This is a genomic window from Nostoc sp. DedQUE08 (genome assembly GCF_034530895.1).
Classification (GTDB): domain Bacteria; phylum Cyanobacteriota; class Cyanobacteriia; order Cyanobacteriales; family Nostocaceae; genus Nostoc.
Map to the genome: position 1 here is coordinate 72,810 of NZ_JAVRCD010000023.1, position 16,656 is coordinate 89,465.

At 36.6% G+C, this 16,656-nt stretch carries 10 protein-coding genes and 1 pseudogene; 9 read left to right on the forward strand and 2 right to left on the reverse strand.

The features are described from left to right. The first annotated feature begins 21 nt into the window (after positions 1-21). The 9 genes from RMY64_RS17140 (at position 22) to RMY64_RS17180 (ending at position 16,033) form a co-directional block, all read left to right on the forward strand. Positions 22-4,638, forward strand: coding sequence for a polyketide synthase (locus tag RMY64_RS17140; protein WP_322700678.1), 4,617 nt, complete (start codon positions 22-24; stop codon positions 4,636-4,638). Between the two features lie 76 nt (positions 4,639-4,714). Next, a complete protein-coding gene (locus tag RMY64_RS17145; RefSeq protein WP_322671033.1) occupies positions 4,715-5,473 on the forward strand; it encodes a class I SAM-dependent methyltransferase in 759 nt (252 codons plus the stop codon). 183 nt (positions 5,474-5,656) lie between these two features. Then, positions 5,657-9,769 carry an amino acid adenylation domain-containing protein gene (locus RMY64_RS17150; RefSeq protein WP_322700679.1) on the forward strand — a complete coding sequence of 1,371 codons (4,113 nt, stop codon included), beginning with the start codon at positions 5,657-5,659 and terminating at the stop codon, positions 9,767-9,769. Then, entirely contained in the window at positions 9,769-11,148 is a 1,380-nt protein-coding gene (locus tag RMY64_RS17155) for a cytochrome P450 (RefSeq protein ID WP_322700680.1), read from the forward strand. Before RMY64_RS17150 ends, RMY64_RS17155 begins: the two co-directional genes overlap by 1 nt. 97 nt (positions 11,149-11,245) lie before the next feature. After that, on the forward strand, positions 11,246-12,133 hold the full coding sequence (locus RMY64_RS17160) for an SDR family NAD(P)-dependent oxidoreductase (RefSeq protein WP_322671036.1): 888 nt from the start codon (positions 11,246-11,248) through the stop codon (positions 12,131-12,133). A gap of 55 nt (positions 12,134-12,188) precedes the next feature. Then, positions 12,189-13,217, forward strand: a complete 1,029-nt coding sequence (locus RMY64_RS17165) for a sucrase ferredoxin (RefSeq protein ID WP_322700681.1) — start codon at positions 12,189-12,191, stop codon at positions 13,215-13,217. Between the two features lie 25 nt (positions 13,218-13,242). Then, positions 13,243-14,619: an MATE family efflux transporter gene (locus RMY64_RS17170; protein WP_322700682.1), complete on the forward strand. Its 1,377-nt coding sequence runs from the start codon at positions 13,243-13,245 to the stop codon at positions 14,617-14,619. Positions 14,620-14,809: 190 nt separating this feature from the next. Then, positions 14,810-15,037, forward strand: a complete 228-nt coding sequence (locus tag RMY64_RS17175) for an MbtH family protein (protein ID WP_322671039.1) — start codon at positions 14,810-14,812, stop codon at positions 15,035-15,037. 126 nt (positions 15,038-15,163) lie between these two features. Next, positions 15,164-16,033, forward strand: a complete 870-nt coding sequence (locus RMY64_RS17180; protein WP_322671040.1) for an oxidoreductase — start codon at positions 15,164-15,166, stop codon at positions 16,031-16,033. A gap of 63 nt (positions 16,034-16,096) precedes the next feature. On the opposite strand, the pseudogene RMY64_RS17185 reads toward RMY64_RS17180, so the two are convergent. Beyond that, positions 16,097-16,198 (reverse strand): annotated as a pseudogene (locus tag RMY64_RS17185) (hypothetical protein); the annotation flags it as partial. After that, the gene (locus tag RMY64_RS17190; RefSeq protein ID WP_322700683.1) at positions 16,176-16,490 is read right to left on the reverse strand and encodes a hypothetical protein; all 315 of its coding nucleotides are present in this window, start codon (positions 16,488-16,490) and stop codon (positions 16,176-16,178) included. The pseudogene RMY64_RS17185 and the gene RMY64_RS17190, both read right to left, overlap by 23 nt. Between the last annotated feature and the right edge of the window lie 166 nt (positions 16,491-16,656).

Consider the following 16,656-nt stretch of genomic DNA (forward strand, 5'->3'; position numbering starts at 1 on the left):
ATTTATCTGGTTAATCAAATCATGAGTATAGAAATAGAACAAGAAGAAATAGCAAATCTAGATATAGCAATAGTGGGGATGTCTGGTCGTTTCCCTGGTGCAAACAATATCGATGAGTTTTGGTATAATATCCAAAATAAAGTTGAGTCTATTTCTTTTTTCTCGAATGAAGATTTAGTAGATTCAAATCTGGAAGAAGAAATTTTACACGACCCAAATTATGTAAAAGCAGCACCTATATTAGAAGATATTGAGTATTTTGATGCGAGGTTCTTTGGTTACACCCCTAGAGAAGCCGAACTAATTGACCCTCAACATCGCCTCTTTATAGAATGTGCTTGGGAAGCTTTGGAAAACGCTGGATACGATCCAGAAACATATAATGGTTTGATTGGAGTTTATGCTGGTGTTAGCACAAACACTTACTTTTTTAACAATATATATAAAAATGTTAATTCTAGAGAGATTTCCAATAACTATACTTTTAATAAAGATTTTTTGACCACAAATGTATCATATAAATTAAATTTAAAAGGCCCAAGCATAGGAATTCAAACTTACTGCTCTACTTCATTAGTTGCTTTACACTTAGCTTGTAAAAGTTTACTTGATGAAGAGTGTGATATCGCTTTAGCAGGCGGAGTGACGATTATAGTTCCACAAAAGTCAGGTTATTTGTATGAAGAGGATGGAATTCTATCTCCTGATGGTCATTGTCGAGCCTTCGATGCTAAAGCACAGGGTACTGTTTTTGGCAGTGGACTGGGAATAGTCGTTTTAAAAAGATTAAAAGATGCGATCGCAGATAAAGATTATATTCATGCAGTTATCAAAGGTTCAGCAATTAACAATGACGGTTCTTTGAAAGTTAGCTATACAGCACCTAGTGTAAATGGTCAGGCTGAAGTTATTGTAGAAGCTCTGGCAAATGCTGGAATAGATGCTGAAGATATTTCCTATATAGAAACTCATGGAACTGGAACAGCTGCTGGAGATCCAGTGGAAATTGCTGCACTCACTAAGGCTTTTCGTGCTTTTACCCAAAGAAATGGCTTCTGTGCTATCGGTTCAGTAAAACCAAATATCGGACATTTAGATATAGCTGCTGGTATAGCAAGTCTAATCAAAACGGTACAAGCCTTAAAATATAAAAAAATCCCTCCTAGCCTCAATTTTGAAGTTCCCAATCCTGAGATTGATTTTGTCAACAGTCCCTTCTACGTTAATACTAAACTTAGCGAATGGAAAACTAACAATACTCCCCGAAGAGCAGGAATTAGTTCCTTGGGTTTTGGTGGGACTAATGCCCATGTGATTTTAGAAGAAGCCCCTAAAGTTGAATATTTTGATGACTCTAAACCTTGGCAGTTGTTGTTAATCTCAGCCAAAACTATTACAGCCTTAGAAACTGCAACTACTAATTTGGTTGCGTGTTTAAAACAACACCCAGATATAAATTTAGCTAATGTTGCCTATACTTTAAAAGTGGGTCGTAGAGCTTTTAACTATCGCCGAATATTAGTGTGTCAGAGTGTTGAAGATGCTGTCAGCGTTTTAGAAACACAAGAGCAAGAACGAATTTTTACTGTATGTCAGGAGCATAGAGAACAGCCAGTAATTTTCATGTTTTCAGGACAAGGATCGCAATATGCAAACATGAGTCGGGAATTATACGAAGTCGAACCGACATATCGCAGACATATAGATACTTGTGCCGAAATTTTGCAACCCCATCTTGGTTTTGATATCCGCGATCTATTGTTTCCAGAGCCAGAAGACATTGAAGCGGCTAGCCAAAAGTTACAACAAACAGCTTTCACCCAACCAGCGTTATTTGTAATTGAGTACGCCCTGGCTCAGTTATGGATGTCTTGGGGAATGCTACCAGAAGCGATGATTGGTCATAGTATTGGGGAATATGTTGCAGCTGCGATCGCAGGTGTATTTTCTCTTGAAGATGCCTTAGTAATTGTGGCAAAAAGGGGACAACTGATGCAACAGTTACCTCCAGGAAGTATGCTGGCAATTCCACTACCAGAACAAGAGGTGCGATCGCTGTTGGATGCACAGCCTTTGTATAAAAATTCTCTAGAAATAGCAGCGATTAATACCAAAACTTCATGCGTGGTTTCTGGAACGAAGGAAGCGATCGCAACTCTACAAAATCAATTATCACTTCAAGGGGTTGACTGTCGTTTATTACATACATCTCATGCGTTCCATTCGCAAATGATGTCACCAATATTAGAAGAGTTTGTGCAGTTGCTGAAAACAGTTCAACTGAATCCACCACACATCGGCTTTATTTCTAACGTAACTGGTACTTGGATCACAGATGCACAAGCCACAAATCCCGCTTATTGGAGCCAACATTTAAGACAAACTGTAAGATTTTCTGATGGCATATCTCAACTTTTAGATCAGTTTGCAGGTGTTTTTCTAGAGGTGGGGCCAGGACGAACTTTAAGCACATTTAGCACACAGCATTTAGAGAAAAATGCTAAACAATACATCCTAACTTCCTTACCTCATCTTAAAGAGCAACAATCGGATGTAGGATTTTTGTTGCAAACATTAGGTCGGTTGTGGCTTTTTGGTGTAAATATAGATTGGTCTGGATTTTATACCCACGAACAGCGTCATCGTTTACCTCTTCCTACCTATCCTTTTGAGCGACAAAGGTATTGGATTGATACCAAATTTGCATCACCTTCTGTAAAGAGTAACTCGGCAACATTAGAACAGAAACAAGATATTGCAAATTGGTTTTATACTCCGTCATGGAAACGCTCTTTCGTCACTCATTCATCTTCTGCTCATACAGAAGCTTTCCAAGAGCAATGGTTGTTTTTTATTGATGATTTTGGAGTGGGTGAAAATCTAATTAATGTATTAAAGAGTCAAAATAAAAATATAATTGTAGTTAAACAGGGAGAAATTTTTAGTAAAAAGACTGAAGGTGTTTATACAATTAATCCGTGTGTAAGCGAAGACTATAATATTTTATTTAAAGAATTAATGTTATTCGGCAAATATCCGCATAACATAGTTTATTTATGGAGCATAAGTGAATTTGAAAAATCTCAAATAAAAAGTTATTTAGAATTCAATAGCTTATTGTTTTTATCGCAGAGCTTAAGAAAAGTAAAAACTGACGAAACATTGCAACTTTGGGTTGTATCTAATCATGTTCAAGAAGTCAATGGAAATGAAATTATAGCTCCAGAAAAATCAACAATATTAGGTTTATGTCAGGTAATTTCTCAAGAGTATCCTAATATAACCTGCCGCAGTATTGATATTGCTATAACTAATCACTTAGATGTACACAAAGAACAAGCGGATTGTGAAAGTAATATTATTGACAAACTTTTAAGCGAGTTAACATCTGCATCTTCAGACTTAGTTGTTGCTTATCATGGTTGCTACCGTTGGGTACAAACATTTGAGCCAATTCGCTTAGAGTCAGTAGGTGAAGAAAAAATACCATTAAGAAAACACGGTGTTTATTTGTTTCCTGGTGGCTTAGAAACTATTGAAATTGTACTTGCTGAATATTTAGCCAAAACTCTACAAGCAAAAATCATATTTATCGAAAATTTAGATTTTCCCGAAAAGGATGATTTTTCACAATGGCTTGTAACTCAGCCTCAAGAAGATGAAGTAAGTTATAAAATTCAACAATTACTATTATTAGAGAAATTAGATGCAGAAATTTTGGTAATGCGTGCAGATACTACTAATTATGAGCAAATGCATCAAAAGTTTTCAGATCGTAATATTGGACAAATTAATGGAGTTATTTATTCAACTGGAATAAATCGGGAAAAAATGTTTGGTTCATTGCCAGAAATTGGTAAAATAGAATTAGAAAAAACATTTAAATTTCAATATCGTAAAATTGCTGTATTAGAACAAATTTTACAAAATATAAAATTAGATTTTTGTATCATTTCTTCTTCTCTAGCTTCAATTTTAGGGGGATTTGGTTTAGGATTATATTCAGCCGCCAATCATTTTATAGATAGCTTTGTTAATCGGCACAACCACAATAATTCTTTATCTTGGTACATAATAAATTGGGATAAGTTACAGCTAAATGTCGCCCAAGAGCAAAAAAAACCAGAGCAAGCATTTGGTTTAAAATTAGGCATTACTCCAGCAGAAACTATAGAAGTATTTAAACGAATACTTTCTCTAGATCGAGGAACTCAAATTATTGTTTCTACGGTAGATTTAAACGCCAGACATAATTATGCATTTAACCACCATACAAATTCAAAATCTTCTAATCAATTAGATTCATCATCATGCTATTCCAGACCTCAACTTAGTAATTCCTATGTTGCTCCGACAAACCAGTTAGAAACACAAATTACGGAAATATGGCAACAGGTACTTGGAATTGCAGAAGTTGGTATTTACGACAACTTTTATGAGTTAGGAGGAGACTCTCTGATTGCAACTCAATTAATTTCTCGATTGAGAGCGAAATTTCCTATAGATTTACCACTGCGTGACCTTTTGTTGCAAGCCATGATCCCAACCAAACAGGCAGAAATGATTGAGCAACTTCTGTTAGAAAAAATAGAAGAATTATCTGAAGAAGAAGTAGAAACTTTTTTGGCTAACACATAAAAATCCGATTTTATTCAACAAATAGCGCCTCATTAATTGCTTAAAAACCTTCATTGAAAAACAGGAAAAACAGTCTATGTCTCTACTCAATACTCTTCCTAACTATGAACCCATCGCTCGTTTACAGAATGAATTCAAGAATACGCCTGAAGATTTGGTAGCAGGTATAATACCTGCTTTAGAGCAAATATTTTTATCACAACTTCCTGCGGGAGCGCATATTCTTGAACTGGGTTGTGGTTCTGGCTATTTAGCACAGCAGCTTAACATTAAAGGATATAAAGTTACTGGAATCGATGCTTCTGAAGGGCTACTAAACTACGCTAGAAAAAACGCGCCTGAAAGTGAATTTATCCTTGGCGATATACGTAATTTTGAATTACCACCCATCTTCGATACAGTTTTGGCAAATGATGTTTTTCATTTTATCCAAAACAATGAAGAATTAAAAATGGTATTTAAAAACGTATATGCTGCACTTAAAGATGGTAGTATTTTTGTGTTCAACATACCAATAACAGATTGGCTACATGAAGCTGCTCAAAAAAATAATTTTAATATTGTCTACGTCAATGACGAATGCTCATTAATAGAGTTATTCTATTACAAACCTGAAGAAAGGACATGGGAAATCAAAGTTACAGGATTTGAATTAATAGAAGAAACCTGGAAGCGTTCAGACACCGTTTGGCTAAGGAAAGATCACTTTCTAGAAGAAGTTCAATCAGCTTTAAAAGATGCAGGATTTACAGAATTTAATTATTACAATAGCAAAGATTTTGGGGAAAGTGAAGACATAGCTTGCTTTGTTTGCCAGAAGACATCTTTAACTTAATAATCCAATTGCAAACTTTGCAAATTATTAGACTTGTCGCTTAATAATTGCCGCTTCTCCATAGAGTTTATAGTTAATCTAAATAGAAACTTTTCGGAGGAAAAATTATATTAAGCGATATTTCTACTTTATATAAGTTAAAAACACGTATAGTAATTAGTAACTTTTGATGGCATATTAGCAATGGATAAACATCACTCTAATTTATCACCTGCCAAAAAAGCCCTTCTAGAAAAGTGGAAGGGAGGAAAATTTCAAGCTGATACTATTCCCAAACGTCAAATATCTAAAAATATTCCTTTATCTTTCTCTCAACAAAGACTATGGTTTATTGACCAACTTTACCACGGTAGCTCTTTCTATAATATTCCCATTGCTTTCCATATAAAAGGACAACTAAATATTACAGCGCTTCAGCAAAGTCTGAATGAAATTCTCAAGCGTCACGAAATTTGGCGCACAAATTTTACACTTGTCAATGGAGAGCCAGTACAGGAAATTGCACCAAAGTTAACTTGGGATTTACCTATTATTAATCTTGAGCATTTATTTGGTAAAGATTGGGAAGGGGAAATAAAGAAACTTATAGCCGAGGAAGTAACAAAACCTTTTAATTTAGCGAAAGGACTTTTAATCAGAGCAACTTTACTAAGCTTGAGTGAAGAAGAATACGTTTTGCTTGTAACCATGCACCACATCATTACAGATGGATGGTCTTGTGGCGTGTTCCTGCGGGAGTTGTCAACGCTGTATGCAGCTTTGTCTACAAATCAGCTTTCTGCTTTACCTGAACTCCCGATTCAGTATGCGGACTTTGCAATTTGGCAACGCGATCGCACCCAAGGTGAATTCCTCACGACCAAATTAAATTATTGGAAGCAGCAACTAAGCGGTGATCTGCCTGTACTACAATTACCCACAGACCGTCCGCGACCTAGCGTCACAACTTTTGCTGGTGCCAAACAATACTTTACATTCTCAGCAGAACTGACTGATGCACTTAGGCAATTAAGCCAGCGAGAAGATGCCACTTTATTTATGAGTTTGCTGGCAGCATTTAATGTATTATTATACCGCTACACAGACCAAGAAGATATTGTGATTGGTTCTCCAATTGCCAACCGCAATCGAGCCGAATTAGAAGGTATGTTAGGTCTGTTTGTTAATACTTTAGTATTGCGTAATGACCTCAGTGGTAATCCCAGTTTTTGCGAACTTCTCCGTCGAGTCCGTGAGGTGACTCTCGATGCTTATGCACATCAAGATTTGCCTTTTGAGATGCTTGTAGAAGAATTGCAACCCGAACGAGACTTAAGCCGAAATCCACTTTATGAAGTCATGTTTGTGCTGCAAAATACTCCAACATCTGTACAGGAAGTATCTGGATTAACCTTACGTGCTTTAGAGTTTGAGAGTGGTACTGCTCAACTAGATATTTTCTTATCGATATCTGAATCGCGAGAAGGCTTAACAGGGTGTTTAGAATACAATACAGATATTTTTGATTCAACAAGAATTACCCGATTTATTAATCACTTCCAGACTTTATTAGAAAATATACTCGCTAATCCAGAGGAACGCATTTGTGAATTATCACTATTAAGTACTGATGAACAAGAACAATTATTATTAAAATTTAATCAAACTCGTGCAGACTATCAAGATGTATGTCTCCATCAATTATTTGAGCAGCAAGTTGAACTAACACCTGACTCTGTGGCATTAATTAGCCAGTCAGAAAAAATTACCTATCGTCAACTTAACCATACAGTTAATCAGCTTGCATATTATTTACAAAAACAGGGTGTAACAAAAGAAACATTTGTTGCTATATGCCTAGAACGTTCTATAGACATGGTGACAGGAATTTTAGCAATCCTTAAAGCTGGCGGTGCATATATTCCCCTCGATTCGAGTTATCCAGTTGAGCGTCTAAATTTTATGCTCTCTGATTCTCAAGCATCAATATTAATTACCCATCAGAAAATTGTCGAAAAACTATCATTATCTTCGCCTAAAATCGTTTATCTAGATATTCAAAAAGACGAAATTGCTCGAGAAAGTCAAGAAAATCCCATTAACATCTCCTCATCTGATAATCTTGCTTATATTATCTATACTTCTGGCTCAACTGGAACCCCTAAAGGCGTTCTTGGCAATCATCGTGGGACAGTAAATGGCTTACACTGGCTATGGAAAACTTATCCTTTCAATCCAGAAGAAGTTTGTTGTCAGAAAACAGCTATTAGTTTTGTAGATTCTGTTTGGGAAATTTTTGCTCCTTTACTTCAGGGGATTCCCATAGTAATTATTAATAATGCAACTCTACTAGATCCACAGTTATTTATAGAAGCTTTAGCGCATCACAAAGTTACCCGTATTATACTTGTACCCTCACTCCTGCGTTTACTTCTAGATAATTACCATCATCTAACCAATAAATTATCACAATTAAAACTCTGGATAACTAGTGGAGAAGCATTATCTGTTAACTTAGCTAAAAGTTTCCGAGAATTAATACCATTTGCAAGACTAATCAACCTTTACGGTTCATCGGAAGTTTCTGCAAACGCCACTTACTACGACACCAGTTTATTATCAGACCAAGCAAACAGTGTACCTATCGGTCGTCCTATTGATAATACTCAAGTCTATGTATTGGATCGCAATTTACAACTAACCCCTGTAGGAGTTGTTGGCGAACTTTATATTGGTGGCGACGGATTAGCGAAGGGATACTTACATCGCCTGGAATTAACGGCTGAAAGATTTATCGATAACCCCTTTGTTCTAGGAAATAAACTTTATAAAACTGGTGACTTAGCGCGTTATCTCAATGATGGCAATATTGAATATTGGGGTCGCCACGATGAACAAGTAAAAATCAGAGGTTTTCGAGTCGAATTAGGCGAAATTTCTACAGCTATTACAGAACATCCAGATGTAAAAGAATCGGTTGTCATTCTTAGCAACGATACTCAAGAAAGTCAAATTTTGATTGCTTATGTCGTCACCCAAAATCAGGATATAGCTGCACAACTGTTGCCTTACTTGCAACAAAAATTGCCTAATTATATGCTCCCATCCAGCTTTATGGTATTAAATACTTTTCCACTTACACCTAATGGCAAAGTAGACAAGCGTTCTCTTTCCACAAATGAATTTATCCGACCAAATATTACAAAGTCCTTCATCCCCCCTCGGAATTTTACAGAGTTGTCATTAGTAAAATTGTGGGAAAATTTACTAAAGACTAACCTCATTGGAGTGACAGATAATTTCTTTGAATTGGGTGGTCATTCATTTTTAGCTGTACGCTTAATGGCTCAAATTCAAGATAAATTTGGGCATAATCTTACCTTATCTACTCTTTTTGAAAATCCCACAATTGAGAAACTAGCTCTTATTGTCAGTCAGCGATCGCACGAAATTTCTAATTCTCCTCTTGTAGTAATTAACTCTTCTGGTTCCAAGACACCTTTCTTTTGTATGCATGGCGCAGGTGGAGGTATTAATAACTATTTTAATTTGTCCAGAAGGCTTGGTGAAGACTATCCATTTTATGCCTTGGAACATACCCCTAATCAAGAAAAACCTGAAATTCTCTCACTAGAAGAAACAGCAAATAAATACCTCCAAGAAATTCGTAAAGTACAGCCAAATGGCCCTTATCTTTTAGGGGGTCATTGTTACGGTGGTGTACTTGCTTTTGAAATGGCGCAGCAATTGCAAAGACAGGGTGAAGCAGTAGATTTGCTAGTTATTATCGATGCCATTCTTTTAGAAACACGCATTGAATCTACAAAAGATGACGATGCAAAATTTTTACTTCGGATGGCTGAATCCATAAAAACTGATAATAATATAGATTTTTCGATTCCTTTTGAGGAACTTAGAGTTTTGCCACTAAATGAGCAACTTAATTTGATTAATAAAAAAGCAAACTTCATCTTTAGTGATACAGAAATTAAAGATTTCATCAGCTATTACAAACTTTTTAAAGCTGATGTTCAAGCTATGCGAGATTATGTCCCACGACTTTATCCTCATCCCATAACTCTATTTCGAGCTAACGAAGAGATTATTCATGACTTTGATAATCCAGAATGGAATACTGATGACCCATTATTAGGTTGGGGTAAATATTCTAGTCTACCTATTCAAGTCATTGAAGTTCCTGGCGATCATTTTTCGATTTTCGTTGAGCCTCATATTCAGAAATTAGCTAAACATCTGAGAAATTATATCGATCGTGCTGCGTGTAATGTCATAAATAATGGGAGTAAAAAAGACTGATGAAACTACCCCCAGGGCCGAAAATCCCCTTATGGTTGCTAGGTCTGCAATTTGAGATTAATCCCTTTGGTTATTTGGATGCTATTTCCCAACGTTATGGTGATATCGTTACTATAATGTCTGGCTCTACACCAATTGTTTACATCAGCAATCCTTCAGGGATAAAAGAGATTTTTACAAATACTAAGGAAATTACAGCTAGCGGTGTATTAAACCAAGATTTCGCCTTCATAACCGGAAATCAAGGAGTTCTGCAACTTGATGGTTTAGTTCATAAAAATCGGCGTAAGCTCCTAATGCAAGCTTTTCATGGAGCGCGGATGCAAGCGTGTGGCCGAGGTATCTGCGAACTCACGGAAAAGATGATGAGTAAACAAGTGGTTGGAAAAGCTTTTATTGCATACCCAATCATTGAAGATATTACTTTTCAAGTTGGTATAGAGCGGGTAATCGGTTTGTATGAAGGAGAGCGCTACAACAAAATTAAGCATTTATTTGCATCTTTGCTTAAACTCGATAGACAATCTCTTATAGTTAAGATTATTAGTAATATTTTCCAAGAAAAAGATTTAGGTAAATGGAGTCCTCAGGGATATCTCCTTCACCTCCGGCAAGAACTTTTTCAATTGTTATCTACTGAGGTTAAAGAACGTCGCCAGCAAGCAGATATTTCACGCACTGATATACTTGGCGATTTGATATTTGCTTGTGATGAAACAGGTGAAACTTTAAGCGATGAAGAGGTGCGTGACCTTTTATTATCGCCTATATTTGCAGCTGGTGATGCTTCGGGAACTGCCATTAGTTGGGCTTTATACTGGATTCATCGCTTAACAAATGTTCGAGAGAAACTACTCGAAGAACTTGATAGTCTTGGTCAGAATCCAGACCCCATGAGCATTGTTACACTCCCTTATTTAAGTGCTGTTTGTAACGAAGTTTTACGAATTTACCCAACCCAATTGTTTACATTTCCCAGGTTGGTAGAATCTCCAATTGAGTTAATGGGCTACAAACTGCATCCCGGTACAATACTTCTTGGCAATATTTATTCGACCCATCAGCGTGATGATTTATATCCTAAACCAAAAGAATTTCAGCCAGAGCGCTTTTTAGAAAAACAATTTTCTCCTTATGAATTTCTGCCATTTGGTGGCGGTTCTCGTGTGTGTATTGGTGGGACTTTTGCCCTATTTGAAATGAAACTTATATTAGCAACTATTCTTTCACGCTATCAATTAGAGTTGATCGATCAGCGCCCAGAACGTCCTAAATTTGCAGGTTTGATTTGTTCTCCTGCAAGTGGAGTAAGAATGGTCATGCGTAATCGGCGTCAGTATCAAGGAAAGTCACACTCACTGATTTCTGACTTGGTTTAGCCCTTGAATTTAGTTTTCTATTCAGTTGATATAGGTCATATTTCTAAATATAACCTTTTCAAGTATAAAAATACATTTTGTTTTGGAGTAAATAGATATGAATCAGAGTAATAAAGGCACAGTTGTTATCACAGGAACATCCACAGGTTTAGGCCGAGTAACTGCGCTTTCATTGGCCAAGCAAGGGTATCGCATTTTTGCAGGAGTCCGTACAGAGAAAGATGCACATTCACTAAAACAGGCTGCATCTGGTAATTTAACACCCATTATTATGGACATAAGCAAAGCGGAAGAAATTAAATCTGCTGCGGAATTTGTCTCACTGGCGGTTGGCGATGATGGTTTATTTGCATTAATTAATAACGCCGTTGTAGCTGTAGATGGGCCACTAGAATGTATTCCCATAGATGACATTAGATGGAATTTTGAAGTAAATGTTGTCGGACAAATTGCAGTTACACAAGCATTTTTACCAAAGATCCGACAAGCCAAAGGTCGAATTATCTATATTAGTGGAATTTGTGGCAGATTAGCTCTACCTTATAGAAGTCTTTTATCTGCTTCAAAATTTGCGATCGAGGCAATTACAGATTCTTTAAGAATGGAATTATCTTCTAGTGGAATTGAGGTTATTTCCATCTTACCAGGGGGAATCGTAACTCCAGAACAGGCTGACAAAGTAGAAGCTAGTTACCAGGAAATATTAGCTAATATGTCACCTGAAGCTAAAGCTATATATGGCAAGAATTACAAAATATATATGCAAGGAGCAGTAGAGGACAATCGCAGCACAGGTTTACCACCTGAAAAAGTGACAAATACGATTTTGGAGGCTTTGGAAGCTAGGAAACCTAAAAGACAATATTTTGTCACCCAATCATCATGGGAACTTAGGCTATATGCCTTATATAAAAGATTGGTGCCGCATCAATATTTTTATGACAATTTTTATAAGGATATGCAAAAAGGAATGGGATTGGATTAGCAATTTATCATTATTTTATTCTTTTTGAATAATAACTAGAACAGAGATAGGAAATATGTCAAAACATACTCACCAACTTCTTACAAGTGACTGTCGTTTTTGCTCTTTGGTTTCTCAAGCTAATGGAGAAGATCCAATTGGGACAGCAGGTACTTGTGAGCATTGGTTGATTATGGAAGTTCCACAACCTTGGCCGCAAGAAATATTTCAAGAAAATCCAACTATTAAGCCATTGGTGAGTTTATTTGAAGAGTTAATTTTTAAGCATGGAATCAAGTTGAAACCAATGCTAATTGCTCCTGATGGCGAGTATTCTCATCCTGGCTTTACCCGCGTGTTTTACTACTACCGTCCTGCAAAGCTTTTTTCTCAGTTTGAGAAACAGGAATTTGTTGTTCCAGAAAGCAAAGCGGCTGCTTTGGTGACAGCAATATTCAAGCAGTTAATGCAACAACCCAATAATTTATCAGAATTTCAGCAATATATACAACAAACAAGTCACATTCGTGAACTCATGGTTTGCACCCATGCTCAAGTTGACCTTGCTTGTGGCAGATTTGGGACTCCTATCTATCGACGATTACGTAAAGAATATGCTCCTACTTCTAATGGAAAGTTAAGAGTTTGGCAAACAACTCACTTTGGTGGTCATCAGTTTGCTCCTACCTTAGTTGATTTACCCCAAGGCTGCTTATGGGGGCACTTACAGCCAGATGTATTGGATTTATTGGTGCAGCGAAACGGTTCAGTTTCTGGTTTGCGTCAATACTACCGAGGATGGACTGGTTTGAGCGAATTTGAGCAAAGTGTTGAACGCGAAATTTGGATGCAGTCTGGTTGGAACTGGTTAGATTACTTGAAAGCAGGTAAAGTTCTGGCGATGGAAGAAGTAGCTGAAGGACAGAATGCTGACTGGGCAGAAGTTCGTATTGATTTTGTAGTTCCAGATGGTAGTACATCAGGTGCCTATGAAGCCAGAGTAGAAGTCTGTGGTGAGGTCATGAGTGCATTTAACTCAGCAAAAGAGATGGAGTTAGAAGCAGTGAGACAATATCGCGTTAGCCGTTTGGTTAAGGTTGAGTAAACAGAAATCATCCAAAAACTAAAAAATGACTTTACAAAAACAATCCCAAATTACAAATGAAATTCTTCAAGGTAATCTTGTTCAGTTGATGTTTAAGTTATCAATTCCCAGTACTTTGGGGATATTGATGCTTAGTTTAAACACTTTTATTGATGCTTTATTTGCAGGACGATTCATTGGTGAAACTGCTTTGGCGGGTATTTCACTTGCACTACCATTTACAAGTATTATCAATGGATTTGCTCTGTTAGTTGGGGTAGGTTCTGCTTCTGTTCTTAGTCGAGCTATAGGTGCTGGAGATATCAAAACTCAGTCCAAAATATTTAGTAATCTAATTGTGATGAGTGTTGCAATATCATTTTTTATCACAATTTTTGGTTACAGCTTTGGTAAAGAATTAATTGTATTAATAGGAGGAAGCGGTGAAGTTGCTTTAGAAGGCACAAAATATTTTAAAATTTATATACTAGGCTCATTATTTCTGATAGTAGGAGAAGCTTGTAGCCGTGTTATAAAATCAGAGGGAAAAATTAGGTTAACCACAATATTTGACTGGCTGTTTGTTATCGTTAACATTTCCTTAAATTATATATTTATTAGTGTATTTAATTGGGGAACTCAAGGTATTGCTTTTGCAACATTTATAGCGATGATTGTTTATAGCGTTGTCAATTTAGGTTATTTTATATCTGGTAAAAGTTCTATTCCAGTTAATTTTAAAAAATTTGCGATCGCTAGAGATTTACTACGTGCAATATTCTTCATAGGGATATCAGAATTATTTTATCCATTGACATTGTTGATTCAAGATTTGGTGATTTTTAATTTAATTTCTTACTACGGAACAAATAGTGATATTGCTTTCTTTGGAGCAACAGCAAATGTATCTTTATTTGTCTTTATTCCCATCATTGGTTTTGCCCAAGCATTACAACCTATAATTGGCATGAATTATGGCGCACAAAATTATGGCAGGATAAAAAAAGCATATTTAACTTTTGCAATTATTGGAACTCTTTTGTCAATATTAATTTGGTTGCCTTTACAATTAATCCCAAGTAAATTTTTGGGTATAATTCTACCGGGAATTAATTTTACAAAAGATGACCTGTTAAATTTTATAATTCTCACAATATCAATACCTATATGGCCTTTAGCACATTTTAGCAATACTCTTTTTCTATCTATAGGCAAAGGCAAAACTGTATTAGTAGTAATTTTGTTAAAAAGTATAATTTTAACAATACCCATGATATTATTCTTTTCAAAAATATCAGGGGTAAGAGGCATATATTATGGAATGCTTTTGGCAGATGTTTTATTTATGTTAATTGTATTAATATTAACAATTTTGGAATTTAAATCTTTAAGTTCACTTCAACTTGAAGCAAGCAAATCGTAAAATACAGGAATCATAAAAGAGAGAATAGTCTACAGAAAAATATGTATAATGAGTTGTTTTTAAGAGCAAATAAGACTGAGATATATTACTAGTATGAGCGGGAAATTTAAGCGTAAATCTTATTAAGACTAATACCCGAAATTAGTACCAAATTACAAAGCATATTTAATTAAATGTCACGAGGTTAATTATGTATCAAGACGAAAAAGAAGACACAACAATTTACAAAGTGGTAGTGAATCATGAAGAACAGTATTCCATTTGGGCATCCGATCGCGAAAACGCTGTTGGTTGGAAAGATGTTGGAAAAAAAGGTTTGAAGCAAGAATGTCTGGATTACATCAAAGAAGTCTGGACTGATATGAGACCACTTAGTCTCCGCAAGAAGATGCAGGAAACATCTGGCAACATCCAGTAAGCAAATGTGCGTTTCAATTGTGCATCTGGGTGGATTTTGTATGTCCACTCCACAAGAGATATGCATTTTTATGCTGCAATTCAATTTCTTTTAGCTTAGTAACGCTTGTTATAAATGGAGAATTCTATGGTAGTATCCTCAGTTCAAGAGACACGAGTATGGTTTATCACTGGAACCTCAAGTGGCTTAGGTCGAGCATTAGCAGAAACAGTGCTTGAGCGAGGTGAGATTGTGGTGCTAACGGCACGGAATCCACAACAGATAGAAGATTTAGCAGCAAGCTTTCCGGATCGGACATTAGCGCTGCAACTTGATGTCACGAAACCCGAAGAGGTACAGGAAGCAGTGAAACAGGCAATTGCCGAGTTTGGACGCATTGATGTACTTGTTAATAATGCTGGATATAAAATTGGAGGGGTAGTTGAAGAAATTAGTGATGAGGAAGTTCGCTATCAATTTGAAACCAACTTCTTTGGTGTTTTAGAAACGCTTCGAGCAGTACTACCTTATATGCGAAAGCAACGTAGTGGGCATATCCTGAATATTTCATCAACAGCTTGCTTTATGGCAGAACCAACTGGTGGATTTTACGGCAGTAGTAAACTGGCACTAGAAGGTATTTCCGGTTCATTAGCTTACGAAGTTGCACCGTTTGGTATAAAAGTTACAGCAGTTGAACCTGGCAGTTTTAAAACAGATTTTATTAAACGTTCTTTTGTTGCCAATGATAGTCAAATAGATGACTATAAGGAATTGGTTAATAACAGTCGTCAAGAGATGTTAGACGATCATGGTAAACAACCAGGCGATCCCAAAAAAGCTGCTTTAGCAATGATTCAAGTGGTTGATAGTGATAATCCACCACAGAGATTAGCCTTGGGAGCAGATGCAGTAGAGATTATCGATCGTGCATTAGAGTTTATGAAAGGAGAATTAGATGCTTGGAGCGAAGTATCTGTAAATACTGCATTTGATGAGGTTCTAGTAACCAAATAGTACTATTTTTCGCGGTTAATCAGACGGTCAAAAATTTAGATAATAAGTAATACTTTTGACAAGCTAAACGTCTGCGCCAAATAGCGCTTTGACTTCTGACGACAAATAAAGCGTGTTACCGACCGTTGTATAGAAAAGTGGCTTAATACTGAAGCGATCGCAGGCAGTAAATAACGTGAGTTCGACAAGCCCTTTTTTGACCTCTCCCCCAACCCCTCTCCGACACGGAGAGGGGAGCCAAAACCCTAATTTCTCGTTGCTCCTCCCTTTCCCCGTGGGAGAGGGAGGTTGTCCGGGAGAGGTTCATCGAACTCACGTTAAATAAAACCTGCCTCGCTTCATGCCACAAGATAAATGCGAATTCACCCCGCAAATGTTGCAAACATTCGATGCTAAACTTTTCATCAAGATGAAGTACAATTTGGCTGTCAGAATGGGTACTAAGTCGATGACTCAAGTTTTTTAACTGATGCTTTCTAACTTACAACCAGCTGGTATCAGAGGTAATTGGCGATCGCTTTGGGGCATCTTTGGCATTAATAGCGATCGCTTCCTCAATCGATTTTATCCCAGTTCCTGATAGCCAACCCAGTCCAGAAGCTTTGCCTGTTGGTTGTCTATTT